Below are 24,335 nucleotides of genomic sequence, written 5' to 3'. Positions count from 1 at the left end.
CTTCAGGAGCGGACGAGTCGGGCGATGGCCTCGCTGGCTTCGCGGACCTTGGCGTCGGCAGCCTCGCCGCCCTCGGCGACGGCCTCGGCGACGCAGTGCTTGAGGTGGTCCTCGAGCAGCGACAGGGCGACACGCTCGAGCGCTCGGTTCGCTGCGGAGATCTGGGTGAGGACGTCGATGCAGTACGTCTCGTCCTCGACCATGCGGGCGATGCCGCGGACCTGACCCTCGGCTCGGCGGAGTCGCTTGAGCAGGTCGTCCTTGTCGCCGATGTAGCCGACGTGTTCGTGCATGCTGGCCTCCGTCATGGTCAATACGGTACCCCCCTAGGGTATTCCCGAGCACAGAGGATGCAACCGTGGCAGGATGCGCCCATGACCGAGGCGGCGACGAACGGCTTCCGCAGGCTGCGGTTCGCGGACGCCGACGGCTCGGACTACTCCGACATCTTCGAGGCCGAGTACCACGGCTCGGACTTCGCCTCGGACACGTTCGCGACCGAGGACGCCCGCTACGAGTACACGGTCGTGGGCGACGACGACCTGACGCTCCGCACTATGCGCGCCGAGGGCGGGAAGCGCGGTGGCGTCATCGGCCCGCGGGACGACCACGTCGTGTTCTGGCTCACCAGGGGCCAGCTCGAGATGCACTTCGCGGACCGCTCCCGCGTGGTGGAGCCCGGGAACCCGTACATCGCCTCGGCGTCCGAGGCCTACCGCTTCGAGTCCACGGGCACGGTCTACAACGGCGTGCACATCGCCGACCGGTTCCTCCGCACGGTCGGGCGGGACCTCGGCTTCGCCCTCCCCGACGGCCCGCTGCTGTTCGAGCAGCAGGACGAGGCCGTCGCGCGCCAGGAACCCCTCCGCCACCTCGTCCGCGAGATCGGCCCGATGCTCGTCGACGACCGCGTGCTCGGACCGATGCGGACGGCACTCAACCGGCGGCTCGCCGTCGTCGTCCTCGACACCTTCCCGATCCGGAACCGCGGATCGGACGTCCCGGTGGCGAACCGTCTGCGGGACGCGGTGCGGTTCATCGAGGAGCACGCCGCCGAACGTCCCTCGGTCCCCGAGATCGCCGTCGCGTGCGGGCTCAGCCAGCGGGGGCTGCAGGACGTCTTCGCGAGAACGCTCGACTCGACCCCGCACCGGTTCCTCCGCGACCACCGGCTCGACCGCGTCCGACGCGAGCTCCTGCACTCGGACGGCGACGAGAGCGTCACCGAGATCGCCCGACGCTGGGGCTTCACGAACCACGGTCGCCTCGCCGGCGCGTACCGCGACCGGTACGGCGAGGACCCGGCCACGACGCTCCGCTCGTCGCGCGCCGCCAAGCCGGGCCGCGCCTCCTGGCGGCTCCGCCGAGCCGTCGAGTTCATCGAGTCGCACCCCGACGAACCGGTGACGCTGCAGGCGATCGCCGACGCGGCGGGCGTGCGTCCGCGCCGGCTCCAGCAGCTCTTCCGGGAGGAACGGGGCGAGTCCCCGATGGCGGCCGTACGGTCGATCCGTGGTGCTGCAGGGCGCAACCAGTCGGACGGAATCAGCGCGGTCCACTGAACGTCCCACCAGCCGGGGTACGGAAACGCAGGCATCCGGCGGTGTCTCTGAAAAGTTCCTGAATCCGATCACCCCCGTGTGACGAACGTCTGGTGGGCCCCGTCTCATCCGTGAACAGCAACCGCTGGGAACGCCCGGCGGGTCAACGGAAGGAACGAACATGGCTGACACCACGACCACCACGACTGCTTCGGCTGCGACGGCTTCGGCGGTCGCTCGGAACACGGGCACCCACACCGGCGGCGTCACGGGCAAGACCGTCATCGACGACACCGTCGTGTCGAAGGTCGCCGGGATCGCTGCGCGTGAGGTCAACGGGGTGCACTCCCTCGGCAACGGTGCCGCGCGTGCGATCGGCGCGATCCGTGACGCGATCGGCCAGCGTGACTTCGGTCAGGGCGTCAAGGTCGAGGTCGGCGAGAAGCAGGTCGCCGCGGACATCGTGATCGTCGCGGAGTACCCCGTCGCGCTGCAGCAGGTCGCCGACGGCGTCCGTGCCGGTGTCGCCCGTGCCCTCGAGCAGATCGTCGGCATGGAGGTCGCCGAGGTGAACGTGACCGTGCAGGACGTCTTCATCCCGGGTGACGACGACGACAAGGACGACGAGAAGAAGGAAGCGCGAGTCGCATGAGCAACACACTGATCGGAGCCCTCATCGGGGCGATCCTCGCCGTCGTGGCGCTGCAGTTCGGCTTCTGGGGCTTCGTGCTCGTGGTCGTGTTCGGTGCCGTCGGGGCCCTCGTGGCCGCGCTCGTCACCGGCCGCATCGACCGGGGTGCCCTCGCCGACGTGCTGACCGGACGCCGGAGCTCCCGGTGAACGCCGGCCCGGACGTCCCGGGCCGCGTCGAGATCACCGCTCGCGCACTGACCTCGCTGGCGCGGGCCGTCGCAGCCGAACGGCTCGGCGCCCCCGCCAAGCGGGTGCGCGTCGGTCTCGGCGACACCTCCGGCGCGCTCGCGCTCGACATCACCGGCCCCATCGCCGCGGGCGACGACATCGTCACCCGCACCGCCCGGGTCGCCGACGAGGTCAAGGGCCGTGTCGGGGAACTCACCGGCCGCCGCGTCGGCAGTGCCCACATCGAACTCACCGGGATCGTGCGCGAGCACCGGTCCCGGATCGCCTAGGAGGCCATCATGAGCAACGGTTCCGTCGAACGACGCATCCGTCGCCGGAGCGTGCACCGCTCCCGCTCGACCGCCGTGGCGGTGTCGCTCGTGGTGCTCGCCCTGGTCGCTGCGTGGATCGGCACCGAAGCGGTCCTCGCCGCCATCGGCCGGCCCCCGCTGCTCGCCGACCCGCAGACCGTCGTCGACGCCGCGCTCCGCCCGGACGCCGCGTTCGTCACGATCGCCGAGGTCATCGCCGTGGTCCTCGTGGTCCTCGGTGTGGTCCTGATCGTCCTGGCCCTGAAGCCCGGCCGGCAGCACCGCTCCGTCATCGACCACGACCGTGGTGCCGTCGTCATCGACACCCGCATCCTCGCCTCCACCGCCGCGAACGCCGCGGGGATAGCCGCCGGTGTCCCGGAGGGCAACGCCTCCGCGACCGCCCGCGGACGCTCCACCAAGGTCCGTGTGGTTCCCGTCAGCGGGATCCCGGTCGACGACGCCGTCATCCGCGACGCCGTCCGGGACCGCCTGTCGGGGCTGGACGAACGCTTCGGCCGACGCGTGAGCGTCACGGTCGAGGAGAAGGGAACCCTCGCATGACCAAGAGCAACCGGACCCTGAACCGGATCATCCTGTTCGTCCTCGGCCTCGTCGCGGTCATCGTCGGCATCGCCATCGGCGCGGGCGTCCTGCCCGCCGTCCGCGACGCCGTCGAACCCTACGCGACCCTCCCGAACCGGCTGAGCGTGCCGGCGTCGTCGCTGTGGATCATCGTCGCGGCCTGCGCCGTGGTGATCGTCCTGGCGTTGGTGTGGGTGTTCACCCGCGGAGGCGGCGGCACGTCCGTCGCCGTCCGGGAACGCTCCGGCGACGACCAGGTCACCGTCAACGTCGCCCTCGTCCGCGACGTCGTCGACCACGAACTCGACGGCGTCCGCGACGTCATCAGCGCCCGCGTCGACACGTACCTCGTCCGACGCCAACGCGCCGCACGCATCCGCGTCGCGGTCCGCCGCGGCGGCGACGCCGTCACCGTCCTCACCGCCGTCGACCAGGCCATCACCGTCCTGGACCGCACCCTCGGCCGGCAAGTCCCCGTCCTCGTCCACCTCACCGGCGGCACCCGCTCCACCCTCGCCAAATCCACCCGCGTCCACTGACAGCCGTCAGGCGGACGTGAACCGGGCCTCCGGGTCCACCAGATCACCACCCACCGGGCACGCGCCCGACCGAAGAAAGGACCCGTCATGGGACTCGACGACAAGATCAAGAACGCTGCTCAGGACCTCGCGGGCAAGGCGAAGGAAGCGGTCGGCAAGGCAACGAACGACGACTCGAAGGTCGCCGAGGGCCAGAAGGACCAGGCCGCCGCGAGCGTCAAGCAGACCGGCGAGGACGTCAAGGACGTCTTCAAGAAGTAGGACGCACGAACCGTGTCGGGGCACTCGCCTGTCGAGTGCCCCGACACGTTCCGGCGGACCGAACGAGGAGGAACCATGCAGCACGACCCGAATGCGCACACACAGGTCACCGAGGTGGCCCTGCCCGCGGAGCTCACGCAGCCGCTCCCAGACGACGCGAGCACCGTGGCGATCGTGGCCCGGACCGCGGCGGAGACCGCACTGGGCGTCCCTGGCGTGCACCACCTCGGCGGGATCGCCGCCCGCGCCGCCGACCAGTTCCGGCAGCAGCTCGGCCGCAGCGCCGGCACCGCTGGGGTGCAGGTCGACGACGAGGACGGCGCGCTGGGCGTGCGGGTCTCCGTCGTCGTCAGCTACCCGCACCCGGTGATCGCCGTCGCGGACGAGGTCCGCAAGCAGGTGACCGCGGCCACGCGCCAGGTCTCCGACGTCCCGACGTCCGTCGACGTCCGCGTGCTGGACGTGCACGGCCCGTTCGACGACGAGCAGTCGCCGCTCGGCCGCGCGGCAGAGGCCACCGGCGACGCGGTCAAGCAGGCCGCGACCGCCACCGCCGACGCCACCAAGCGAGCCACCGACGCCACCGGTGAGGCGCTCAAGGAGGCCGCGACGGTCACCGCGGACGCCACGAAGCGCGCCGCGACCGCCACGGCCGACGTGACGAAGCGCACCGCCGAGGCGACGGCCGATGTCGCTCGACAGGCCGCCGACGCCACCCGCGACGCCGCGGAGGCCACCGTCGAGCAGGCCGGCAAGGCAGCCGATGCCACGGCCGACGCCACCCGCCGTGCGGCCGACGTGACCGCCGACGCCACGAAGCGCGCCGTCGACAGCGCCGCCGAGACCACCGGCAACGTCCGGGACGCCGCAGCGGAGGCGCTCGTCCGGTCCTCCGAGTTGGCAGCGGACGCCGCTGACTCGGCGAAGGACGCCGCGGCCGGCGCACGTGACGCCGTCGTCGACACCGTGACCGAACCTGCTGCCACCGAGGCCGCGGCGCCCGCGGATCGTGCCGCTGCGGCTGCCGAGGCAGCGGAGGACGCTGCCGACGCCGCGGAGGACGCAGCCGCAGCAGCGGCCGAGTCAGCCGACGCAGCCGCACAGGCGGCCGCTGACGATGCACCGGCCGGGTCGGACGCACCGGCCGGGTCGGACACCGACGCGCAGGCCGGTCGGCACCGCCAGGACCGCTCGTGACCACCGCGTGGTCGGGCAACCGCCGGACGAAGGTCCGGCGGCCCCGCCCCCGCGGCGTCTGGATCGCGAGCGGCATCGGCGTCGTCCTGGTCCTCGGGACGCTGCTCGGTGCGTTCCTCCCCCTCGTCGGGTTCCTCGGCGGGGTCACTGCCACCACCGCCGGACTCGTCCCGTTCCCGTTCGTCCGGGTGACGATCGTGGCGCTGCTCGGGGCCGTCGTGGTCCTCGGGCTGCTGCTCCTGGCGTTCACCCGGCGCCACACCACCACGGCGACGATCGCCGTCGTGCTCGCCGTCCTGGTCAGCATCGCCGTGACCGCGGTCCCGGTCGTCCTGGTGGCCGTCGGTTCGGCGGACCGTGCCGGAGACGTGTGGCCCATCGTCACGGAGCTCTGGAACCGCTTCACCGGCTGAGGTCCTCGGCCGCCCGCACCACCATCGAAGGAGTCCCCATGCGCAACCGCATCATCCTCATCGGCGCCATCGTCTTCATCGGGTTCTGGTTCGGCGCGCGCGCCACCCGCCCCGTGAACAAGAAGTCGAAGACCCAGACCGCGCGCGAGCTGTGGAACGACCCGCGTTCGCGGAAGGCACGCAAGAAGCTCGGCAAGAAGATCGCCAAGGCGACCAAGCACTGACACCACCGGAGGGGGGGGGGGGGGGGGGGGGGGGGGGGGGGGGCGGGGGCCCCCCCCCCCCCCCCCGCCCCGACCGTGGTCTCGCTCTCGTGCGTCGGCCTGATCAGGCCTGCACGTCGCCCCGCCACCCGGTGTCGGTGGGCGCCGACTCGACGCGATCCTTGTAGTTCTGCAGGTCCTTCTTGATGGCGTGACCGCCGACGCCGACCGCTGCGCCGAGCTTCTCGAGGAAGCCGGACGGCTCCCAGTCGATCTGCGCGGTGACGCGGGTCTCGTCATCGGACAGCTTGTGGAAGGTGACGACGCCGGCGTGGTCGGTCTCGCCGTCCTTGACCGTCCACGCGACCCGCTCGTCGGGGTGCTGCTCGGTGATGAGGGCGCGGAACTCGCGCTCCTGCCCGGCGACCTTCACGGTCCAGTCGGTGGTCTTGTCGTCGACCTGGACGATCTTCTCGACCTCGTCGAGGAACTCGGGGAACTCCTCGAAGCGGGTCCACTGGCCGTAGGCAGCTGCGACGGGGACGTTCACGTCGACGGTTTCGATGATCTGAGGCATGACCCGGACGGTAGGCGGCCACGGCTGGGCGCCGTACAGGGGCGTGTCCCCCGGGGCGCACTAGTGTGAGGGAGATGACTGAGCACGGGAAGCACGCGTTCCACGAACGGGACGAGCACGGCATCCTGGTGCGCCCGGCCCTGGCGTCGGACGTCCCGCACATCCAGCGGCTCATCTCGCCCTACGTCGACCGGCGGATCCTGCTCGGCAAGGAGAACGTCGCGCTCTACGGTTCGATCCAGCAGTTCCGGATCGCCGAAGGCCCCGACGGCGTCCCGATCGGGTGCGGCGCGCTCGCCGTGTTCTGGGACGACATCGCCGAGGTGCGCACGCTCGCCCTCGACGCCGACTGGATCCACAAGCGCGTCGGCCACCGCATGCTCGAAGCACTGGAGCACGACGCCCGCGAACTCGGCGTCGCCCGCATCTTCTGCCTGACGTTCGAGGTCGACTTCTTCACGAAGCACGGGTACCTCGAGATCGGCGAGAGCGTCGTCTCGCCCGAGGTGTACGCCGAGCTCGTCCGGTCGTCGGACGAAGGGGTCGCGGAGTTCCTCGACCTCGCACGGGTGAAGCCGAACACGCTCGGCAACACCCGCATGCTGAAGATCCTCTGACGCTTTCGCCTGCCCTCCGGCGGGGTTCCCTCGTCGGGCTCGTGCCGTTGTCTACCCTGTGCGCATGTCGTCGTTCCGTCACCCCGTCGGGCCCGAGAAGCCGGGCGTCTACTGGCGCCGTCGTGCGATGGTCATCGGGGTGCTGCTGCTGATCGTGGTCGTCGTCGTGCTGATCGTGGTCGGGCGGGGTGGGGCGTCTGCTGACCCGGGTTCTTCTCCCGCTTCCGCCTCCGCATCGTCTGCCGGGCCGGCGTCGTCGCCGCGTGCCACGCCCTCTGCAGCCGCTTCGCCCTCGGGATCGGCCTTGCCCTCGGGGTCGGCCTCGCCCTCGCCCTCGGCCTCGTCTTCGTCTTCGGACTCGGCCAAGGACGGGTCGACGTGTGCCAAGGAGCAGATCGAGCTCACGCCCGTCGTCGACAAGACCTCGTACGGCCCCACCGAGGACCCGAAGATCGCGATGTCGATCAAGAACACCGGGTCGAACTCGTGCCACATGGACCTCGGGTCGTCCCAGCAGGTCCTCACGATCTCGTCCGGCGAGGAGCAGTACTGGTCGTCGAAGGACTGCCAGACCGGTGGGACCAACCAGGACGTCACGATCAAGGCGGGGCAGACGCTGACCACGCCGGCGATCGCCTGGGACCGGACGCGGTCGTCGACGTCGACGTGCGACTCGTCACGGCCGTCGGTCACCGGTGGGGGTGCGAGCTACCACCTGGAGGTGGCGGTGGGAAACATCGAGTCGAAGGCGTCGGTGCAGTTCATCCTCGGGTAGTCCGGCGGTGCTCACCGGCTACGATGAAGGCAAGTGGATTGGGAATGCCCGGTCGGCGTCAACCCCCGGATCTCCGGGGGTTTTCGCTTGTCGCGGGGGTGTTCGCTTGGCAGGAGGAGACCTCGAGGCCACGGTCCTCGGTGCTGTAACCGTGTCGTGGAACGGGAACGGGCCCGTCGTCACGAGGACGACGGGCCCGTTCGGGCTGGAGGAGATCAGCCGATGACGGAGATGTTCTCCGCCTGCGGGCCCTTGCGGCCCTCGGTGATGTCGAACTCCACCTTCTGGTTCTCCTCGAGCGACTTGTAGCCGTTGCCAGCGATCGCGGAGAAGTGAGCGAAGACGTCAGCGGAGCCGTCGTCCGGGGCGATGAAGCCGAAGCCCTTTTCGTTGTTGAACCACTTGACGGTGCCGGTCGATGCCATGATGGCGTTCCTTACTTTCTTGCCAGTCGACATCTGCAGTCGACTGCCTTGCGATGCGGTATTCGCTACCGCCGATCCACCGACGGATGTCGTCAGATCGATGCGTCCTGCGGGCATGGGGCCGGTAGAACGGGTTCGGGGCCAGGCGGCCGGGGAAGGCCAGTGACCGATGGCGCTCGAGGTGCTGTGCACCGGAAGAACGATGGACTCCCGCCGAAGCGGTTGGTACCAATCTACAGTCTTGTGGCCACAAGGGAAGAGCCGAAGTCGCCGAACGTCCATGAATCTGGTGGACTGGGTCCCGATGGCAGACAAGGAACAGCGTTTCCGGAGCGAACAGCTCGAGGCGGCGCTCGAGAAGCAGGACGTCGCGGCGGTGGCCTTCGCGCTCCGCAACGACATCGTGATCGTCCCCCGGCTCGTCACCGGCAAGAAGGACATGCAGGTGCGGGTATTCGGGCGTGAGGGCTCGGACAAGCGCATCCTGCTGCTGTTCTCGTCGGCGGACGCGTACACGGCGATGGTGCCGGACGAGAAGGTCCGGCAGGTGATGGTCTACGACGGGCCGCGGCTCGAGGCGTTCATCGCGGCGCACCTGGACTCGCTCGAGGGCGTCTTCTTCGACATCGCAGGCCCGCACACGATGCAGGCGACGGCCGAGGACCTGCTGGCGGCGCTCCGAGCCTGACTCGCGCTTGCGTGTGCGTCGTTCGGCGGCGTGTCGCACCGCCGGCTCTGCGGTGATCAGTGCTGCCGTGATCGGTCAGAACGCTCGATCGAGTTCGCGCTCCCGCTCGTTCGCGGCCAGGGAGAACGCGACCCGCAGTGCTTCGCGGAGGTGCTGGGCGTCCGCGCCGAGCACGGTCGTGAACCCGAGGCGTGCGGCTTCGCTCGCGCGCTGCTTCGTGCCCGTGGTCGGACGGATCTCGCCCGCGAGGCTGATCTCGCCGACGGCCGCCAACGTGTGCGGGTACGGGCGGTCGCGGGCAGCACTCGCGAGGGCCAGTGCGATGGCGAGGTCCGCGCCGGGCTCAGTGAGCTTCATGCCGCCCACCGTGGAGACGTAGACGTCGGCATCCGACAGCTTCAGGCCCGCACGACGTTCGAGCACCGCGAGCAGCATCGCCACGCGTGAGGAGTCGACGCCGTTCACGACCCGGCGCGGCTGGGGTGCCGAGCTCGGGACGACGAGCGCCTGCACCTCGACCGGGAGCGCTCGGCGTCCCTCGAGCGCGACGGTCACGCACGTACCGGACACCGGCGCGCCGTTCTTCGACATGAACAGGCCACTGGGGTCGGGGACCTCGTGGATGCCGTCGCCGGCCATGTCGAAGCAGCCGACCTCGTCTGTGGGGCCGAAGCGGTTCTTGAGCGCGCGGACGAACCGGAGCGCGGTCTGCCGGTCGCCCTCGAAGTGGCACACGACGTCGACGAGGTGTTCGAGCAGTCGGGGTCCGGCGATCGTGCCGTCCTTCGTCACGTGGCCGACGATGAGGACCGGGAGCGCGCGGTCCTTCGCGACGCGGATCAGCGTGGAGGCGACTTCGCGCACCTGCGACGTACCACCGGCGATGCCGTCGATCGAGCTCGACGAGATGGTCTGCACCGAGTCGGCGATGAGGAGGTCCGGCTTGACCTGGTCGATCTGCCCGAGGATGACGCCGAGGTCGACCTCGCTCGCCAGGTAGAGGTCGTCGTGCATCGCCCCGGTGCGTTCGGCGCGGAGCCGGACCTGGTCGACGGATTCCTCGGCGCTGACGTAGAGCACGCGCTTGCCGGTCGCTGCCGCTCGTGAAGCGACCTCGAGCAGGAGCGTGGACTTGCCGACGCCGGGTTCGCCGGACAGCAGGACCGCCGCACCCGGGACCACTCCGCCGCCGAGGACGCGGTCGAACTCGCCGATGCCGGTCTGCCAGCGCTGGACCGTCGTTCCGCGGGATTCGGTGATGGGCCGTGCCACGCGGTTGCCGGTGACCGCCACCGAGGTGGTGCCCCGGACGCTGGCGGTGGCCGCGGTGGAGTCCTCGACCGTGCCCCAGGACTGGCACTCACCGCAGCGGCCGACCCACTTGATGCTGGTCCAGCCGCACTCGGTGCAGCGGTAGAGGGACTGAGCGCGCGCCATGATCGCCAGGCTAGGCGGTGCCGCCGACATCACCCGCGCGGTCGTCCGGACCGTCGGGTCGCGTGTCGGGTCCGGCGTCGGGCAAGGTGACCGACCCGGTCATGCGCTGCCGAAGGCGGTCGATGCGGCCGGGGCGCTCGGCGTGGTCGAGAGCCTCGGCGCCCTCGGTGTCCTGCTCGGCCCGGGCGGTCGCCACAGCTCCGGCTCCGGCGCCGAGGTCCTCGGCTTCACGGGCGGACAGGTAGTGCCGGATCGCGGCGACGACGTCGACCCGAGCATCGACCGCGGGTTCGAACGCGCTCGCCCAGATCTCGTACCCACGGTCGTTCGGGTGGAAGAGGTCGCCGTAGCTGTTGAAGAACGTCCGGCGCAGACCGACCCGCTTGGTGATGGTGTGCAGCGGCGCGACCGTGAGCCCGAACTCCTCCGCCACCCGGTGCACGATCTCGTTCGCCACGGCGACCTTGCGCTCACGGTCCGGGACGAACATGCACGGCAGCTCGGCGACGATCGCATGCGACGGGACCGCGCCGTAGATGTCGCGGATGTTCCGCTCGAACTTGTCGGGGTGGAAGTCGGCGATGTCGTTCGCGCCGATCGACACGGTGCAGATGTCGGGCGTGTAGTTGCGGAGCTTCGGCAGCTGGTCCTTCCGAGCGCCCCACGTCGTCGAGCCGGACACGCTGAGGTTCACCACGCGGACCGACGACCGGGAGCGGTGCCGGATCCGACGGGCGAGCAGTCCCACGTACCCGCGGTGGGGTTCGCTCGCGCCGACGCCCTGCGCTGCCGAGTCACCGATCGCGAGGTACGTGATCTGCCCCTCGTGCTGCAAGCGCTCGCGCCACCAGTCGGCGTGCACGGGCAGCAGCTCGCCGACGCGACGGGCGGCGGCGCGTTGGCCACGGACGCCGGCCCGGGCGCCGAAGGCAGCGCCCCCGAGGACGGTGAGGCCGCCGACGACCGACGACAGCAGTGCGATGAGCGTGCGAGATCTCATGCGGTGGACGTTACGCGGACTTCTTCGGGACGCGATCCGTCTCGACCGGGCCGTGGACGGGCGTCCGGGACCGGCCACCTGTGGAGGGGGAGTCGACGCGCGGTGGTGCGTCGCGCCTCCTGGATCGTGTAAACTCTTTCCCGGTACCGTGTCCGAGCGGCCGAAGGATCATGTCTCGAAAACATGTGTGGGGGCAACTCCACCGTGGGTTCAAATCCCACCGGTACCGCCAACGCGAAGAGCCCCAGATCCCCGTAATAACGGGGATCTGGGGCTCTCTTGTTTCACTCCGGCGGCTCTGCCAGTAACCAGGCGGTAACTGAGCTTCTCGCAGCAGTTGTGAGCAACCGCAACCACAGGATGCTCGATGGCGAGGGTCGACCCGACCCGCGTCGATATGGAAGTCGCTTGCCGGGCGCCAGATGCCGCCCCCAAAGTCGACCCCGAGCAGTAGGTAGCTCCACTCCGCAGGGGTCCCGTGCAGGAGCCAACCGCGTACAGCGCCAGACACCGGGCTTGTCCCCGCGCAGAAGAGGTGTCGGTCGAACGGAAGTATGTGCTCCGCGGCAGATCCAGTCCGCCGAGCGGGTTCCGATAGTAGGGGGCAGATTGCCAGTACCAGGGCTGAGCCGGGTCGAGCCACAGCTCGTTCCTGTCGATAGTCCCCACTGCGGGCGCATCCACCGCCTCACCTGACCCTCAAAGGAGCAGCCATGCAGATCACCTTGTCGACCGTCGAGATCAACCTCGACCTGACCACCCTCGTGCCGCAGATGATCGTCATCTGGATGTTCTTCCAGTCGCGCTTCGACCGGGAGAAGGCCACGCTGAAGTGATGGGCACGACCACACGCACCGATAAGGAAGTCCGCTCCTTCGCCGGAAGCCTCTGGAAGGGCATCGAGCAGGGTGCCGATGCGCTCGCAGTCGAGATCCGCACCAGGGATCTCGACTGGGAAGGGCAGATCGATCCAGACTTCGTGCTGTCGCAGATGATCGCGATGAACCTGTTGGCGGTCGGCGACCATGCGCGAAGCATGAAGACCCTCATCCTGAGTCCGAAGCTCGGACCGTCGTCGGCCACGATTGCCCGAGGCGCAGTCGAGTCGCTGGCACGGATCCGCTGGGTCACGATCGGTGCGACGGCGGACGAGGTGCGTGTGCGTGCGCTGTCGGTTCTGCACTCGGACGTGAACAAGTCAGCGTTCGCGACTGAGTTCGTCGGTGTCGAGGGGGAGCTCGATCGCCGCGAGTACCTCGACCTCGTGACGGCGCAGAAGCGAGCGATCAACGCAACAGCCCCAAGCTGGGCGCTCGGCACCGCGGTGCGCGAAGCCGCGGCGGACGCGTGGGGCAACGCGGATCTGGACGAATGGACCCCCTACTCGCAGCTCTCCTCGTTCGCCCACGGCATGATGCCGGCGCTCGGCGCGCTCCTCGTAGATGGCCAGCTGCGGCTTCCGCGTCAGGAGATCGTGAACCATGCGGCGTTCGTTCTCGGCATCGCAGATCGCGCCGTCCATGTTTTGGGACGCTGTCCGCTCCCGCTCCTCCCTGATGGGACCGTGGCACAGCTCTGGGAATCGATCATTTTGAGACTCGAGCCACTCCGTCGCCAGCTTGCCGAGGAGGATAACGGCGACCGTCCGTTCCGAGTGCAGGGCTGACCTGGCAGCCCCTAGCCCTCCTCATGCTTGGCGTCGTGCTGCGTGCACGACACACCGGGGAAGATGGCGGCGGAGAGGCTGACCCCTGCGCCGAAAGGTTGCGTTAAGGGCCATTATCGTCGGTGTGAGTCGCACCCCTTGAAGTGACCTGATGCTGCGTCTGTCTGCGGATGCGGACGGGTGGCTTGCAGAGCAACTTGTCGCGATGAAGGGCAACTTGTCGCGCTTGCAGATCAACCTGTTGCGCCCCCGCCGCGGGCCGCTCCTCAGCACAGCGGGTCTCATCGCTTCGTGAGAGGAAGCGGGGCTGACTAGGGTGAGCGCCATGCGAACGTGGGACTTCTACCTACCTGACGAGGAGGTCGTTGCGACCGCTTGGGGGAAGCAGCTCACGGGCAACCCTCTCAACGGAGCGATGCTCGAAGAGCTGGCGCGGCGGCCCCAGACTGGACGGTCAGATCTGGAAGTGGTGGTCCCGCTGGCTCGCCTCGCACATGACGAGTACGAAGCCCACGGAACAGGTGGCACCGCACTCCCGAACGAAGATTCGCGTCTTCTCCTTCGCACCCTGCGGGCGGTCCTAACCCGGCTCGGGATCGACAGCTTCAATCCTCCCTTCCGGGACTTCGACAGCTTCAAGAAGTACTGGAAGGCGAGCGGGGCAGCCAACAGCTACCAAGCGAGACGCGACCTCCTCGAGGAGGAGTTCGGCCCCTTGCACCAGCTTCTTGATGCGAGGGAGAGCAACTCGTTAGCCGGTGTCCTCGCTGACCCGATCTCCCCGAACAAGGTGACAGGGTGGCAGCGTGTCGATGAAGAAGTGAACGAGATGCGGCGTCACTTCCAGTCGGCTCGAACTGAGCAGGACTACTCGAACGTCGGCAACGACGCTGTCGCCGCGCTTGAAGCGCTCTCCGCGGCGGCGTACGAGCACGAACGCCACGGTGAGCCGGGCGTTGACGAGCCGCCGGTGCCGAACACGAAGGCCCGGCTCGGCCGTGTGGTTGACGTCGAGCTGCCGGGGTCCGAGAGCGCCGAGCTCCGGAAGGTCGTTCGCGCAGCGATCGAGCTCGCGCAGGCGACCAAGCACCGGAGGACCGGCGACCGCCGATCGGCAGGGATGGCGGCCGACGCGGTGCTGCTGGTGGTGAACCTGGTGCGCCGCGCCATCGAGCCGGCAGGCTGAGGACCCCAGGCACATGCTGCAGTGAGCCGCTACCGGCCGCCCCTCGCTACCGTGGGCCGGTGAGCTTCGACGCATCATACCGATCAGCCCTCGTCCGCGCTGTGCGCGACGCGTGGGAACGACGCCTGCGTCTGGTGCACATCACGATCGCGGACGAGGACGGCGACGGCTACCCGTCCTTCGACGTCGACCGCTGGATCATCGAGGTGCGCGTGCCGCTCACCGATGACGAAGCGGAGGCGGCCACCGTCGCGCGGGTGACGGCGTTCACCGTCCGTGCGCCCAACGACGTCGACGAGATCGTCGAGGCGCTGCAGACCTCGGACGCTCAGGGCTCGTACCCGTCTGTGGTGACGGGCACCGATCCGAACGGCGGACCGTTCGTCAGCCTCGTCGCCGGCGCCACCGAGGTCCTCGAGCGCGACGACCTGCTGATCATCGACCGCCTCGAGGTCGACGCCGGCGTCGAGGATCTGCCGCTCTTGGTGCCGGCCATCATGACCGCGGCGCAGAACGGTTCCGCCGGGCGGACGGCAGCCTTCGTGCTTGCCGACACGGCGCGGTGGAACGTCGCGCTGTCCGACGACGACCTCGAGGCGATCAACCTCGCCCAGTGGGCAGACACTGGCGTGCTCGTCGGCGTCAACGCGGATCCGCACGAGGCTCACGAGCGGGCGGCAGACCTGATCGCTGCGCGAACCGCGGAGGACGCACCGACGCCCGGATCCCGTCACGGCAAGACCTGGGTCAGCGAGATCCTCGACCGCGCAGCGGAAGAGCCGGCTCTCGCGGTGCCGTTCGCGCTGCCGCCGGCGCTCCCGGCGAACATCTGGGCTGGCGCACCGGCGGGACTCCTGCACGTCGACGCCGATCGGGACACCGGCACGCTCTCCATACAGACCGACGACGGAGAGTTCGAGGTCGTCGGGCTCCCCGGCAACGCACCGCAGCTCGTCGGCGCCGCGGTCGGCACTTCGATCCCGACGCAGGCCTGGCTCCGCGCCGTGCACGAGCGGTGGTGGACGTACCAGCCGGCTCTTTTGGGGCGCGGGGCTCGAACACCTGCGACCCGGCGACTCTCGCAAGTGCTGGTTCGTCGGCGCAGTGGGCCGCGTCCGTGCCGCCGAGCAAGAAGTTGCAGCCGAAGCGCGCATGCGCGGCGACGAGGTGCCGCCGGCCATGCCCATCGTGACTCCGCACGATCTGCGGCACACGGCGGCGTCGCTTGCGATCAGCGCCGGCGCGAACGTGAAGGCTGTGCAGCGGATGCTCGGCCACTCGTCGGCGGCGATGACCCTTTGACCGGTATGCGGACCTGTTCGAGGAAGACTTGGACTCCGTAACTGACGCGTTGCACACCGCCCGGAACGCCCGCTTGCTGAAGGATTCCTCGCCCACTCAACCGGCGACGGCACTTCCAATTCTCTCCTCCGAGAAGGACTACTACCTCGGCTCACCAGCGTCCTGAGAGCCGTACGGCGGCAGCAAGTAAGCCGTGACACGTGCGGGGAACGGCAGAGGCAGCCCGAGTCCGCACAGATCGTCAGACGTAGCGTCACTGCGAGGGACGCAGGCGTGCCGCTGCCGCCGTAGTCGGGACGCGCAGAACCTGGTGCCAGTCTGAGGCGAAATCCGCACCCAGATTCAAGCGTGTTACAAGACCTCGAAGGTTCTCCCAGAAAAGCTGCCGCATGTCTATGGGAGAGCGTTGCAGTCGCTCGGCCATGCGCTGCTCAACTTCGGCGACAGCACCTGGTTTCCTAGGATTTCGGCTGCGTCGATCGCCATCCGGGTGGTCCGTCTCCGCTAAAAGTCGGTCTTGTGGGATCCGGCCAAGAACGTTGCTGGACACCATCGCAGGCGGCATTGAGAAGCTGCAACCCAGCCGAACGGCTTCATCGGTTAGTTCTGCGGATCCGGTCCACCAGTGCAGCACAATGCCGTCGACCGGGGTGAGGTGTAGAGCCCGAATGACGTGTAACTGCGCGCCGGCGCTATGCACACTGACTAGCCGTGGGGTGTCCTGCAGCACTTCGAAAATGCCCCGCAGGGTGTGAACCTGCTGTCGCATCGGCACCCGGCTGCTTGCGTCTAGGCCAACCTCTCCGACTAGAGGTGTCCGGTCGATTGCAGTCCGGAAACGCGACTGGGTGAATGCGTTCACAGCGTCTGTCCTACCGGGGTGCACGCCGACGCCCCAAAGGAGCCGCGGGTCGGCGCGGTCCTTCACAGCATCGAACTCGTCGAGGCTTCTCGTCATCGCGAAGACGTAGGCCCCCAGCTGACGAACCGCCGCGACCGTGATATTCGGGTCGACGTGAGCATGCACGTCTAGCGGCGGTGGCAGCTTCGGCGCCCCGTTCCGCGTTGTCTGACTGCTGCCAGTCATGGCACCCGCGCCGGCTCCTCGCCCGGCCTATCGGTAGACACGCCGACGGCTGCGCGAAGTTCGCTTCGGCCACGCTGGCAAAGGGCGGCCACGTCCGCCAGGCGCAGCGCTGGGGGAATCTGCAGCGGCAGTAGGTCCCGTTCGCCGAACGGTTCGTTGAGGAAGTCCCGCATCGCCGGTAGTACTGATCGTTCCGCCAGCCACGCGATCTGCGCCGGTGTGGTCGGCGAGAAATACGGAGTGGTGTCGGTCAAGCCTGCGGCGAGAAACGATGCCTTCCGAAGGACGCAGCCGAAGCATTCGCCGCACGCTACGTTGGGCGAGAACCCCCAGCTGCGAGTACCGCTGTGGGAGCACGATGACGTGGCGCTGAGGTACTCGCTTGCTGTGTCGGCGCCGACCTTGTTCCGGACAGCGGAGAACATCTCTCCTTTTGTCCATGACGCGTACGGGTTGATCACGTCGTGGTGTGCGCCCACCCTGGCGAGGATGTCGGCGAGGTCGCTGAGGAACTTTGGGTGCGTGGTCTTCGTCGATAGGCTGCCGCGACGACTTCTGGACAGCGGCGGGTTGATCGACGCGTATCCGTTCTCGGGAAGCCACAGCGGCACCCGGTGCGCGGAGGCGACGGCGAGGCCCAGCGCGATGAACAGCAGAGACCTGGACCGGGTCGAGTTTTCCCTGCCGTAGTGGGCACGCGTCGGAGCGGTCCGGCCGCGGGCAAGGTTCACCTTGACGTGATCGGCGGTACTGCTGGGGACGAGTTCCTCGATACGGGACGCGATCTCTGACTGCACCGGCGACAGATTTGTCGAGGACCAGTGCGACACCAGGATCTGCTGCTCGTTCCGGCCGGCGAGCTCACGTGCGGACAACAGCGCTCCAGAGGCCGAGTCAGCGCCGCCGCTGAGGAGCACGACCCGTGATGCGTCGATGCCAACGGTCGCGATGGTCTCGGTCGGCCCATGCCTGGTGTGGAACTGTAACCGCCATTGATCACCGGTGAGGAACCCCAGAAGCGTGCCAAGTCTGTCGCCGACGCGTTCCCACACCTCGGCTTCGAGGACGTCGACGTGAAGATCAAACTCGCGCCGGTTCCAACGGGACAGGCTGCCGGAACGACTCTGGGAGCGGTCCGCAGCGAGTACGGCGGCCGCGATGCGCACCAGGTCGATGTTGCGATCCTGCACCGCCCCGAGACCACCGAGCAATGGGCCCACGCTGGAGTGGAAGTACGAGGTAGAGCCGGCGTGATGCCAATAGAAGGTGTGGTCGGCGTCGACGGTCTCGGCGCCATGGCCGGTGTGGTCGTTGACGTCTTCGGGTGGCGCTTCGACGGTGAGGGCGTAGGCGACCATCAGATCTCCCCGGTTCGGTAGATATGCCGCAGGGATCGTAATCCGCGTTCGATCGCGTCGGCGATCCGATCCGGCGCGGTGCGTTCCTCGGAAAGCTCGGCGCGCGCGGCGAGTTGATTGCTCGTGTCGTAGACGGCATCGATGAACTCCGCCCGGGAAGTCGCGTCAGTGGAGCTGACCTCTCCGGATTCGGAGATGAAGATCTCAGCGATCATCACTCCGATAGCGTATTCGGCCGTCGCTGCGGCGGTTGGCGGAACCGGGTTCTTCACGTCGTCCAGCACCCAGTCCAGGAGATGGCTGGCGATGTCACGCTGTTCCTCGGTCGGGATGTCGCTGCTGGTCTGCGCGTCGCAAACGACGTCGAGGATGGCGCGCGCCATTTCGGCTTGAGAGGGCAGCGATTGCAGCTGATCGAAGTCAAGCCCTGCCTTTTCCAGCGCGGCACGATCGCCCTCACGGAACGCCCGTGCGAGGGCCGCGGCTCGGCCCGCGGTAGAGGCGTACTCCTGGGCGACGCGGCGGGGTCCACTCTGCTTTCCGCTGCCCGAGGTCCCGCTGCCGGTTGGTGCGTCGCCGACCCGCCGCCCGAACAGGGGGATGTTCAGCGCCTGCCCGACTACCCGCTGTGGCATCGGCCTGCCATGCGTTTTTGCGCGGTCCTTCGCCCACTCGCCGATACCATCGCGAAGGTCACGGGCGGCTTTGCTGGTAGAGCCCTTGTATGAGGAACTGGTGCCCACGTCAGAAGCCAGACTTCGCGAGCTCGACAGCATTGACGAGCTCCTGCTTGCCGCTGGCGCGGGCCATCGCCTCAAGCGCAGCGACCAGAGAGGGCGGATCGTCGCGGCGGAGCTGCGTGAGGCCACCCGGCTTGAGGTCGCCGGGTTTGATCCGCTTCACTCCGGTGATCACGGCCGTCACCGCGTCGGCGCGCAGGCGAGCGATCCGCAGCATTGAACCGACGCCGCCGGACTGCAGACCCGGCTCGTCGACGATGACACCGGCGATGTGGCCGATGAGCCGTGTCGTCTCCTGCGTGGATAGAGCCGCCAGAACTTCGTCCGAGACGCGGCGTGCTTCGGCAGGGGACCTCGACAGCAGCTGTGTCGCAACGTCGCGGATCGATTCGGGCAACCCTTCAGAGCTGAGGAACACGTTGGTGAAGCTGGCCGCGAGGACCAGGTACGGGGCAATGTCCTTCCCTCCGAGTGACGGCGACAGTCGCGCCCACCGGACGAGACCGCCACTGAATTTCTTTGCCGACGCCGTGTCGCTACTTGGGGCAGTCGAAGTGTCACTGTGAGTATCAGCGCCGCCATCCGCGTTCCTGTCGAGCACGTCGTCGGAAGCGTCATCGGCCTGCACGCCGCTCGCAGAACTCGCGTTATTCGGCACCTCGTCGGTGACCGCGGGACCATTGTCAACGGCGTGGGATGGGGTGCCGGCCTGAGTTTCGAGGGCAGTGATGTTTGACCTGAGGGTCTGCTCGCGGAGCCAGCCGGTTACTTCCTGGAAGTCCGCGGGGAAGTACTGCTCGAGCACCATCAGCTTTGCGATTGTTGCCGCGTCCAGTGTGATGCCGCGTTTGTCTGCGATGCTCAGCCGCACGGACAGGTCGTTGAGGAATCGCTTGATGCGACGCGGGTTGCCTTTTGTTTTTTCGTGCACAATCGGGCGGATGCGAATGGCAACGTTGCGATGCTCAAGGAACGCGTCGCGTTGTAGCGAGGTAACCTGGTCCAACCACTCGCCAGACCGACGGGCCGTCGAGACGTCTCGGATGATTTCGGCGTACTCCTCAGCGCCGACGAGTGTGCGAATCTGTAGTAGCACCAGGTATGCCTCGGCGTCGAAGTCACTCAGCGCCGGCACTGGAACGGAGGTCTGCACGATCTTGTGCAGGTAGAGCCGAGCTGGGGACTCCTCCTCGGCGTCCTGATTCCCAGGGAACCGCGTGGCGATTGCTTCAGCGACGCGCTCCTCGTCGGCGGCGAGCACGAAGGACATCTTCGGCACTGACAGGAACAGTCGAATCGTCTCCAAGACCTCCACGACCGTGTCGGGGAGGCACCGATCAAGGTCGTCGACCAGCACGACGACGTTGCCGATTTCCGCGAGGGCATCGGACGCGAGCAGCGACTCGAACTCGGCGCGAAACTGCACCATGTCCGTGATCGGTTCAGGCTCGTCCTCTTGTTCCGGCGGTTTGATTAGATCGAGCACGCCTTGTAGTGAGGGAACGGTAACGGTCACGGCGGAGGTCGCCGCGAGTCGCAATGCTTTCGTCCAATCCACTCGGCGCATCAGTCGTCGGATCACGCTCCGGGACTGCTCTCCGAACCCCTCCTCCGGTAATGCTTTTTCGAGCGCGGAAAGGATCTCTCCGATCAGTGATTCTTTAACGCCCAGCTGCGGGTCGTAGCGCCACGGATCGGTCTCAACAACCAGGACGTTCTTGTCGCCGTCGCGTAGCTGCGCCCCGATGATCCGCAGCACCGAGGTCTTCCCGCTGCCCCAGCTGCCGGAGAGGCCGAGCGCCACCGGGTCCAGTCGTGGGTCCAGCAACGCCTCAACGACGGTCGACGCGACCGCGTCGAAAGAGAGCAGATCGACATCGCTCGGCTCGTCCAAGAACAGCGGATACGCCTGCGGGCCCGTTCCGTCGCTATCGATGGCCATCTCATTCCCCTCGTTGGGCCCGTCCGGCGTCTTTGAAGAGGACGGTCCGAGCCATCCTCACACAGGTTGATCAGGAGCTAGGGCCCTCAAACGGGCTACGCCCAGCCTGTTTGTGGGGAACGAGCGCAGAGCCGGTCTGCGGCGTGATGCGTCAAGGGATCTGCCTCGACCTCGAGGAGCCCGCTGTTATCGATGTGTTCACTGACTCTGATTCCTCTCGGTACGAGATGGTTTAACGGTTGGCCAACGCCGCTGTCGGAGATGGTGCTGGAGTACGCGTCGAGGGCCGCAGGCGAAGCAGTCCGCGGCATCTCTGCAAGTGAGCGGTCATGCTCATCGACATCGAGTAGTGGCCGAGCGGCAGGCAGCGAGTTCATGTGACGTCCGATCAGTGTAGGAAGAGGGTGAGCCTGGCCGTCCGTGAAAGTAGAGCGATACGTTCGCACCGCTCTACGCTGGGCCCGTGCGCGCTCGAGGATGACCTGTTCTCCTGCCGGTGACCCTGGTGACCGTTGCCCGATCGAGCGCTTAGCCCTCGAGCGATCGTCGCATTTCGCCTCTAGCCCCGCTGCAAGCGTTGCGGTGACCGAGCAGTAACGGAGTGTCGGTGGCGAGCGGTGGGAAGACGGGAGCGACCGCGTTCAACTTCCCCGTCCATTCGGGAATCCAGTCGCTTGGCTGTTGTGCTGGGGCCTTGGCCTATGGGTTCAAATCCCACCGGTACCGCCACAGAAAACCCCCGTTCAAGCGGGGTTTTTCTTCCTTCGGGGAGTTGCTCTGTTGCGCATCTGGTGCGCTCCCCTGGGTTTACCACTGCGGACCCTAGCCGCCTGCTCCTTAATAGCGTGGATTCGAGCGCGACCCTAAACCCGCAGGCGAAGAGCCAACCGCCGTGCGGCTCCCTATCCACGGAAAGCGAGCAGTGCTCGCTTGCTGTGATCTTCGGGGTGGGGACTGACATGACAAAAGGGCTGAGTCCCAACTGTGGAGCCCTGCGAGGCGGCCGCGCGGAAGGAGCAGCGTGGCTCGTGAGGCGACGACCGAATATCGAATCCTCTGCGGCATTAATTGCATTAGTACTCAGCCAGGCTGACGGTGACGCCGCCGTCGGGCCTCACGCCGGCCGGAACCGCCGCTCCACCGCTGCCGCGACCGCAGCCACGTCGACCTCCCCGTCGAGCGCAGCGAGCCGCTTCGCGATCTTCCCCGGCCAGCAGACCTCGACACCGCGGACGATGAACGACCCGCCGACGAGCGGCCAGTCCGCGCCGACGAAGCAAAGCGCGCCGTGCACGGGCACCGGGTCGACGAGCTCCCGCACGAGAGCCACCTGGCGGAGGACACCGTCCACGAGCTTCGTCCCGTCGCCGCCGACGACGAGCTTCTCCACGCGAGGACGGAACAGTCCACCCTCGACGACCAGCCGCGGCCGCTTGCCTCGGTAGTGCTTGGCGTCGACGACCCAGACACCGGCCCGGGTGACGACGATGTGGTCAAAGTTCGCGCGGGAGCCGGGGATGCGCCGGTCGTGGAGCACCACGACGTGGTCGGACGCGATGGCGTCGAGTCTCCGTCCGACCTCAGCCTCACCGACGGCGCCGGACCTCCACGCCGCGGTGCTCTGCCGCTCGCTCGAGAGTGCGACGGCGATCGTGCCGATCCGCCCCTCGCCCCACGTCGAGCGGATCGTCGCCTCGTCGCGCGCCCTGCGGCGGTCGTACTCGCGCTGCGCGGACGCGCCAGCGCCGGTCGTGTGGTCGGTCCCCATGGATCCATCCAGGCAGACAGCCTGCCTCGTCCACGAGCCCCAGTGCGAGGCGCGCGAGCGACACGACGGGACGGTCGGACCACCGGACAGGAGGCGCGACACCGGACGCCAGCCGCGCCTCCAGTCCGACAAGCGGTCACGCTGGTCCGCGCGCGCCGGCGGGGCGCAGAGTGGAGCGATGCCGACATCCGCACCCGAACCCGCCGTAGCGCCGCAGGCCGTGCGCCTCCTCGGCGAACCCTGGGGCGACACGTCCGGCCGCGGCCGCCCCTACGCGAAGGACCCCTCCGTCATCCGGTTCGGCGGCCGGTACCTGCTGTACTGCTCCCTCCCGTCGGCGAGCGACGACGAGCCCGAGGGCTGGTCGGTCGGCATCGCCGAGAGCGACGACCTCGTCACGTGGCGGACCGTGGCCGTGCTGCCGCCGTTCGGGGAGTACGACCGCAGCGGTGCGGCAGCGCCCGGCGCGGTGGTGATCGACGGACGCGTCCACCTGTTCTTCCAGACCTACGGCCGGGGCCGCGAGGACTCGATCTGCCACGCGGTCAGCGACGACGGCCTGACCTTCACGCCGAACCCGGAGAACCCGGTGTTCCGCCCGACGGGGGAGTGGACCTGCGGCCGAGCGATCGACGCGGACCTGGTGGTCGCGGGCGACTGGCTGCTGCTCGGGTGGGTGACGCGGGATCCGACGATGACGACGCAGCTGTTCGGGACGGCACGAGCACCGCTGGAGAGCGCGTACGGCCGCGCCGACTGGGAGCAGCTGTCCGTCGACGGCCCGGCGCTGGCCCCGGAGCTGCCGTGGGAGCAGGACTGCATCGAGGCGCCGGCGCTGCGGTGGGACGGCGAGACGTTCACGGTGTTCTACGCGGGCGCCTACAACAACCAGCCGCAGCAGATCGGGTGGGCGACGAGCCCGGACGGCCGGACGTGGACGCGCGGGTCCGACGAGCCGCTCGTGCCAGCGGGGCCGGAGGGGGCGTGGAACCACTCCGAGTCCGGCCACCCGGGCTTCTTCCGCGACGAGGACGGCCGCGAGTACCTGTTCTTCCAGGGCAACCCGGACGACGGACACACGTGGTTCATCGCGGCGACGGAACTGGCGTTCGTCGACGGTGTGCCGGTCGTGCGGACGGACCCCGTGGGCTGACCGGCTCGGCTGCCTCCGCGGAGCGGCACCCGGGTCCCGAGCGGCGCTAGGCGGCGCGGACCACGGCCCGGCAGCTGCGCAGGAACGAGGCGGCGAGCTGTTCCTCGCCGTCGAGGTAGCCAGCGACCATGGCGCCGTCGCGCAAGAGCATCAGGTCCGCGGCGATGCCGCTCGGGTCCGGCAGGTGCAACGGCTGGACGATCTGCTCGAACGTGTCCTTGCACCACGTCCGGTGCTGGTCGACCGTCCGGCGCACGGCGCTCGCCGGGTCGGGGTACTCGGCCGCTGCGTTGATGAACGGGCAGCCGCGGAACCCCGGTTCGCAGGCCATTCCCCCGAGTGCTCCGGCGATCAGCTGGAACGCTCGGTCGGGATCGCCCTCGGCGTGGTCGATGGCCGCCCCGATTCCGTCGCGCTCCTGCTGGGCGCGTCGTTCGAGGTGCGCGACCACGAGGTCGTCCTTGCTCTTGAAGTGCCGGTAGAACGTCACCTTCGTCGTGCCGGCCCGTTCGATCACGCGGTCGACGCTGACGGCGCGCAGCCCCTCTGCGTAGAACAGCTCGGTCGCCGCCTCGATGAGCCGTTCGCGCATGGACACCTTCACCGCACCGATCATATTCGCTCTCGCCGCCGCTCTTGTACTTCCCAGGATCGCCCCCTACGGTCTGTAGAGTGACTAGTCATTCTACTTGTCACGTCGGCA

At 68.4% G+C, this 24,335-nt stretch carries 30 protein-coding genes and 1 tRNA gene; 19 read left to right on the top strand and 12 right to left on the bottom strand.

The window, feature by feature from the left end:
- Positions 1–2: 2 nt before the first annotated feature.
- Positions 3–308: a metal-sensitive transcriptional regulator gene (locus tag ACIPEP_RS02400; protein ID WP_139199276.1), complete on the bottom strand. Its 306-nt coding sequence runs from the start codon at positions 306–308 to the stop codon at positions 3–5.
- Positions 309–374: 66 nt separating this feature from the next.
- Between ACIPEP_RS02400 and ACIPEP_RS02395 the strand changes: the two genes are divergently transcribed.
- The 10 genes from ACIPEP_RS02395 (at position 375) to ACIPEP_RS02350 (ending at position 5,932) form a co-directional block, all read left to right on the top strand.
- Positions 375–1,562, top strand: a complete 1,188-nt coding sequence (locus ACIPEP_RS02395; protein WP_402716381.1) for a helix-turn-helix domain-containing protein — start codon at positions 375–377, stop codon at positions 1,560–1,562.
- A gap of 160 nt (positions 1,563–1,722) precedes the next feature.
- Complete coding sequence (locus ACIPEP_RS02390; protein ID WP_092385867.1) at positions 1,723–2,193, top strand: Asp23/Gls24 family envelope stress response protein; 471 nt, start codon at positions 1,723–1,725, stop codon at positions 2,191–2,193.
- Entirely contained in the window at positions 2,190–2,381 is a 192-nt protein-coding gene (locus ACIPEP_RS02385; RefSeq protein WP_070418041.1) for a DUF2273 domain-containing protein, read from the top strand. The genes ACIPEP_RS02390 and ACIPEP_RS02385 overlap by 4 nt, the downstream gene beginning before the upstream one ends.
- Positions 2,378–2,692 (top strand): hypothetical protein, encoded by a 315-nt coding sequence (locus ACIPEP_RS02380; protein WP_309776741.1) that lies wholly within the window; start codon positions 2,378–2,380, stop codon positions 2,690–2,692. The genes ACIPEP_RS02385 and ACIPEP_RS02380 overlap by 4 nt, the downstream gene beginning before the upstream one ends.
- A 9-nt stretch (positions 2,693–2,701) precedes the next feature.
- Positions 2,702–3,277 carry a DUF6286 domain-containing protein gene (locus tag ACIPEP_RS02375; RefSeq protein ID WP_402716380.1) on the top strand — a complete coding sequence of 192 codons (576 nt, stop codon included), beginning with the start codon at positions 2,702–2,704 and terminating at the stop codon, positions 3,275–3,277.
- Positions 3,274–3,837, top strand: coding sequence for a hypothetical protein (locus tag ACIPEP_RS02370; protein WP_402716379.1), 564 nt, complete (start codon positions 3,274–3,276; stop codon positions 3,835–3,837). Before ACIPEP_RS02375 ends, ACIPEP_RS02370 begins: the two co-directional genes overlap by 4 nt.
- An 87-nt stretch (positions 3,838–3,924) precedes the next feature.
- On the top strand, positions 3,925–4,098 hold the full coding sequence (locus tag ACIPEP_RS02365) for a CsbD family protein (protein WP_070418037.1): 174 nt from the start codon (positions 3,925–3,927) through the stop codon (positions 4,096–4,098).
- Between the two features lie 75 nt (positions 4,099–4,173).
- On the top strand, positions 4,174–5,295 hold the full coding sequence (locus ACIPEP_RS02360; RefSeq protein ID WP_402716378.1) for an Asp23/Gls24 family envelope stress response protein: 1,122 nt from the start codon (positions 4,174–4,176) through the stop codon (positions 5,293–5,295).
- Positions 5,292–5,708: an MFS transporter permease gene (locus ACIPEP_RS02355; RefSeq protein ID WP_070418035.1), complete on the top strand. Its 417-nt coding sequence runs from the start codon at positions 5,292–5,294 to the stop codon at positions 5,706–5,708. Before ACIPEP_RS02360 ends, ACIPEP_RS02355 begins: the two co-directional genes overlap by 4 nt.
- 38 nt (positions 5,709–5,746) lie before the next feature.
- Positions 5,747–5,932 (top strand): hypothetical protein, encoded by a 186-nt coding sequence (locus ACIPEP_RS02350; RefSeq protein ID WP_070418034.1) that lies wholly within the window; start codon positions 5,747–5,749, stop codon positions 5,930–5,932.
- 103 nt (positions 5,933–6,035) lie between these two features.
- Here the strand turns inward: ACIPEP_RS02350 and ACIPEP_RS02345 are convergent, their stop codons facing one another.
- Positions 6,036–6,488: an SRPBCC family protein gene (locus ACIPEP_RS02345; protein ID WP_402716377.1), complete on the bottom strand. Its 453-nt coding sequence runs from the start codon at positions 6,486–6,488 to the stop codon at positions 6,036–6,038.
- A 74-nt stretch (positions 6,489–6,562) separates the two neighbouring features.
- Between ACIPEP_RS02345 and ACIPEP_RS02340 the strand changes: the two genes are divergently transcribed.
- Positions 6,563–7,105, top strand: coding sequence for an amino-acid N-acetyltransferase (locus ACIPEP_RS02340; protein WP_070417309.1), 543 nt, complete (start codon positions 6,563–6,565; stop codon positions 7,103–7,105).
- A 64-nt stretch (positions 7,106–7,169) separates the two neighbouring features.
- Positions 7,170–7,880, top strand: coding sequence for a hypothetical protein (locus ACIPEP_RS02335; RefSeq protein ID WP_402716376.1), 711 nt, complete (start codon positions 7,170–7,172; stop codon positions 7,878–7,880).
- Between the two features lie 215 nt (positions 7,881–8,095).
- Here ACIPEP_RS02335 and ACIPEP_RS02330 read toward each other — a convergent pair whose 3' ends face one another.
- Positions 8,096–8,305, bottom strand: coding sequence for a cold-shock protein (locus ACIPEP_RS02330; protein WP_022907629.1), 210 nt, complete (start codon positions 8,303–8,305; stop codon positions 8,096–8,098).
- A 304-nt stretch (positions 8,306–8,609) separates the two neighbouring features.
- Here ACIPEP_RS02330 and ACIPEP_RS02325 point away from each other — a divergent pair, with 304 nt between their 5' ends.
- Positions 8,610–8,993, top strand: a complete 384-nt coding sequence (locus ACIPEP_RS02325; RefSeq protein ID WP_402716375.1) for an SseB family protein — start codon at positions 8,610–8,612, stop codon at positions 8,991–8,993.
- A gap of 75 nt (positions 8,994–9,068) precedes the next feature.
- On the opposite strand, the gene radA is transcribed toward ACIPEP_RS02325, so the two are convergent.
- Together radA and ACIPEP_RS02315 are read right to left on the bottom strand one after the other, a co-directional pair.
- Positions 9,069–10,430: a DNA repair protein RadA gene (gene radA, locus ACIPEP_RS02320; RefSeq protein WP_070419292.1), complete on the bottom strand. Its 1,362-nt coding sequence runs from the start codon at positions 10,428–10,430 to the stop codon at positions 9,069–9,071.
- A 10-nt stretch (positions 10,431–10,440) separates the two neighbouring features.
- Complete coding sequence (locus tag ACIPEP_RS02315; RefSeq protein ID WP_092387910.1) at positions 10,441–11,430, bottom strand: SGNH/GDSL hydrolase family protein; 990 nt, start codon at positions 11,428–11,430, stop codon at positions 10,441–10,443.
- A 142-nt stretch (positions 11,431–11,572) separates the two neighbouring features.
- Here ACIPEP_RS02315 and ACIPEP_RS02310 point away from each other — a divergent pair.
- From ACIPEP_RS02310 to ACIPEP_RS02295, 4 genes are all read left to right on the top strand, one after another.
- A tRNA-Ser gene (locus ACIPEP_RS02310) sits at positions 11,573–11,662 on the top strand.
- 481 nt (positions 11,663–12,143) lie between these two features.
- Complete coding sequence (locus tag ACIPEP_RS02305; RefSeq protein ID WP_402716374.1) at positions 12,144–12,266, top strand: hypothetical protein; 123 nt, start codon at positions 12,144–12,146, stop codon at positions 12,264–12,266.
- Positions 12,266–13,096 carry a hypothetical protein gene (locus ACIPEP_RS02300; protein ID WP_402716373.1) on the top strand — a complete coding sequence of 277 codons (831 nt, stop codon included), beginning with the start codon at positions 12,266–12,268 and terminating at the stop codon, positions 13,094–13,096. The genes ACIPEP_RS02305 and ACIPEP_RS02300 overlap by 1 nt, the downstream gene beginning before the upstream one ends.
- A gap of 325 nt (positions 13,097–13,421) precedes the next feature.
- Positions 13,422–14,282 (top strand): hypothetical protein, encoded by an 861-nt coding sequence (locus ACIPEP_RS02295; protein WP_402716372.1) that lies wholly within the window; start codon positions 13,422–13,424, stop codon positions 14,280–14,282.
- Positions 14,283–14,365: 83 nt separating this feature from the next.
- On the opposite strand, the gene ACIPEP_RS02290 is transcribed toward ACIPEP_RS02295, so the two are convergent.
- Positions 14,366–15,292, bottom strand: coding sequence for a hypothetical protein (locus ACIPEP_RS02290; RefSeq protein ID WP_402716371.1), 927 nt, complete (start codon positions 15,290–15,292; stop codon positions 14,366–14,368).
- 142 nt (positions 15,293–15,434) lie between these two features.
- On the opposite strand from ACIPEP_RS02290, the gene ACIPEP_RS02285 reads away from it, so the two are divergent.
- On the top strand, positions 15,435–15,584 hold the full coding sequence (locus ACIPEP_RS02285; protein ID WP_402716370.1) for a tyrosine-type recombinase/integrase: 150 nt from the start codon (positions 15,435–15,437) through the stop codon (positions 15,582–15,584).
- Positions 15,585–15,837: 253 nt separating this feature from the next.
- On the opposite strand, the gene ACIPEP_RS02280 is transcribed toward ACIPEP_RS02285, so the two are convergent.
- From ACIPEP_RS02280 to ACIPEP_RS02260, 5 genes are all read right to left on the bottom strand, one after another.
- The gene (locus ACIPEP_RS02280; protein ID WP_402716369.1) at positions 15,838–16,671 is read right to left on the bottom strand and encodes a TatD family hydrolase; all 834 of its coding nucleotides are present in this window, start codon (positions 16,669–16,671) and stop codon (positions 15,838–15,840) included.
- Positions 16,668–18,029, bottom strand: coding sequence for a hypothetical protein (locus ACIPEP_RS02275; RefSeq protein WP_402716368.1), 1,362 nt, complete (start codon positions 18,027–18,029; stop codon positions 16,668–16,670). Before ACIPEP_RS02275 ends, ACIPEP_RS02280 begins: the two co-directional genes overlap by 4 nt.
- Positions 18,029–18,772, bottom strand: a complete 744-nt coding sequence (locus tag ACIPEP_RS02270) for a hypothetical protein (RefSeq protein WP_402716367.1) — start codon at positions 18,770–18,772, stop codon at positions 18,029–18,031. Before ACIPEP_RS02270 ends, ACIPEP_RS02275 begins: the two co-directional genes overlap by 1 nt.
- A 1-nt stretch (position 18,773) precedes the next feature.
- The gene (locus ACIPEP_RS02265) at positions 18,774–20,711 is read right to left on the bottom strand and encodes a P-loop NTPase fold protein (protein ID WP_402716366.1); all 1,938 of its coding nucleotides are present in this window, start codon (positions 20,709–20,711) and stop codon (positions 18,774–18,776) included.
- A gap of 1,114 nt (positions 20,712–21,825) precedes the next feature.
- Entirely contained in the window at positions 21,826–22,479 is a 654-nt protein-coding gene (locus ACIPEP_RS02260) for a nuclease-related domain-containing protein (protein WP_402716365.1), read from the bottom strand.
- A gap of 178 nt (positions 22,480–22,657) precedes the next feature.
- Between ACIPEP_RS02260 and ACIPEP_RS02255 the strand changes: the two genes are divergently transcribed.
- Positions 22,658–23,632, top strand: a complete 975-nt coding sequence (locus ACIPEP_RS02255; RefSeq protein WP_402716364.1) for a family 43 glycosylhydrolase — start codon at positions 22,658–22,660, stop codon at positions 23,630–23,632.
- Between the two features lie 46 nt (positions 23,633–23,678).
- On the opposite strand, the gene ACIPEP_RS02250 is transcribed toward ACIPEP_RS02255, so the two are convergent.
- Complete coding sequence (locus ACIPEP_RS02250; protein ID WP_402716363.1) at positions 23,679–24,236, bottom strand: TetR/AcrR family transcriptional regulator; 558 nt, start codon at positions 24,234–24,236, stop codon at positions 23,679–23,681.
- Positions 24,237–24,335: the final 99 nt, after the last annotated feature.

Source organism: Curtobacterium sp. NPDC087082 (assembly GCF_044745045.1).
In the GTDB taxonomy this organism is placed as follows: Bacteria; Actinomycetota; Actinomycetes; order Actinomycetales; family Microbacteriaceae; genus Curtobacterium.
This window is presented reverse-complemented; position numbering and strand designations above follow the sequence as displayed.

What these genes read in the sequence shown, in the direction of transcription:
- ACIPEP_RS02395 (WP_402716381.1), top strand. Translation starts at nt 375, where the DNA reads ATGACCGAGGCGGCGACGAACGGCTTCCGCAGGCTGCGGTTCGCGGAC.
- ACIPEP_RS02285 (WP_402716370.1), top strand. Translation starts at nt 15,435, where the DNA reads ATGCGCGGCGACGAGGTGCCGCCGGCCATGCCCATCGTGACTCCGCAC.
- ACIPEP_RS02350 (WP_070418034.1), top strand. Translation starts at nt 5,747, where the DNA reads ATGCGCAACCGCATCATCCTCATCGGCGCCATCGTCTTCATCGGGTTC.
- ACIPEP_RS02365 (WP_070418037.1), top strand. Translation starts at nt 3,925, where the DNA reads ATGGGACTCGACGACAAGATCAAGAACGCTGCTCAGGACCTCGCGGGC.
- ACIPEP_RS02345 (WP_402716377.1), bottom strand. Translation starts at nt 6,488, where the DNA reads ATGCCTCAGATCATCGAAACCGTCGACGTGAACGTCCCCGTCGCAGCT.
- ACIPEP_RS02315 (WP_092387910.1), bottom strand. Translation starts at nt 11,430, where the DNA reads ATGAGATCTCGCACGCTCATCGCACTGCTGTCGTCGGTCGTCGGCGGC.
- ACIPEP_RS02275 (WP_402716368.1), bottom strand. Translation starts at nt 18,029, where the DNA reads ATGGTCGCCTACGCCCTCACCGTCGAAGCGCCACCCGAAGACGTCAAC.
- ACIPEP_RS02255 (WP_402716364.1), top strand. Translation starts at nt 22,658, where the DNA reads ATGCCGACATCCGCACCCGAACCCGCCGTAGCGCCGCAGGCCGTGCGC.
- ACIPEP_RS02300 (WP_402716373.1), top strand. Translation starts at nt 12,266, where the DNA reads ATGGGCACGACCACACGCACCGATAAGGAAGTCCGCTCCTTCGCCGGA.
- ACIPEP_RS02400 (WP_139199276.1), bottom strand. Translation starts at nt 308, where the DNA reads ATGACGGAGGCCAGCATGCACGAACACGTCGGCTACATCGGCGACAAG.
- ACIPEP_RS02390 (WP_092385867.1), top strand. Translation starts at nt 1,723, where the DNA reads ATGGCTGACACCACGACCACCACGACTGCTTCGGCTGCGACGGCTTCG.
- ACIPEP_RS02295 (WP_402716372.1), top strand. Translation starts at nt 13,422, where the DNA reads ATGCGAACGTGGGACTTCTACCTACCTGACGAGGAGGTCGTTGCGACC.
- radA (WP_070419292.1), bottom strand. Translation starts at nt 10,430, where the DNA reads ATGGCGCGCGCTCAGTCCCTCTACCGCTGCACCGAGTGCGGCTGGACC.
- ACIPEP_RS02325 (WP_402716375.1), top strand. Translation starts at nt 8,610, where the DNA reads ATGGCAGACAAGGAACAGCGTTTCCGGAGCGAACAGCTCGAGGCGGCG.
- ACIPEP_RS02340 (WP_070417309.1), top strand. Translation starts at nt 6,563, where the DNA reads ATGACTGAGCACGGGAAGCACGCGTTCCACGAACGGGACGAGCACGGC.
- ACIPEP_RS02335 (WP_402716376.1), top strand. Translation starts at nt 7,170, where the DNA reads ATGTCGTCGTTCCGTCACCCCGTCGGGCCCGAGAAGCCGGGCGTCTAC.
- ACIPEP_RS02360 (WP_402716378.1), top strand. Translation starts at nt 4,174, where the DNA reads ATGCAGCACGACCCGAATGCGCACACACAGGTCACCGAGGTGGCCCTG.
- ACIPEP_RS02305 (WP_402716374.1), top strand. Translation starts at nt 12,144, where the DNA reads ATGCAGATCACCTTGTCGACCGTCGAGATCAACCTCGACCTGACCACC.
- ACIPEP_RS02375 (WP_402716380.1), top strand. Translation starts at nt 2,702, where the DNA reads ATGAGCAACGGTTCCGTCGAACGACGCATCCGTCGCCGGAGCGTGCAC.
- ACIPEP_RS02260 (WP_402716365.1), bottom strand. Translation starts at nt 22,479, where the DNA reads ATGGGGACCGACCACACGACCGGCGCTGGCGCGTCCGCGCAGCGCGAG.
- ACIPEP_RS02330 (WP_022907629.1), bottom strand. Translation starts at nt 8,305, where the DNA reads ATGGCATCGACCGGCACCGTCAAGTGGTTCAACAACGAAAAGGGCTTC.
- ACIPEP_RS02370 (WP_402716379.1), top strand. Translation starts at nt 3,274, where the DNA reads ATGACCAAGAGCAACCGGACCCTGAACCGGATCATCCTGTTCGTCCTC.
- ACIPEP_RS02265 (WP_402716366.1), bottom strand. Translation starts at nt 20,711, where the DNA reads ATGGCCATCGATAGCGACGGAACGGGCCCGCAGGCGTATCCGCTGTTC.
- ACIPEP_RS02385 (WP_070418041.1), top strand. Translation starts at nt 2,190, where the DNA reads ATGAGCAACACACTGATCGGAGCCCTCATCGGGGCGATCCTCGCCGTC.
- ACIPEP_RS02280 (WP_402716369.1), bottom strand. Translation starts at nt 16,671, where the DNA reads ATGACTGGCAGCAGTCAGACAACGCGGAACGGGGCGCCGAAGCTGCCA.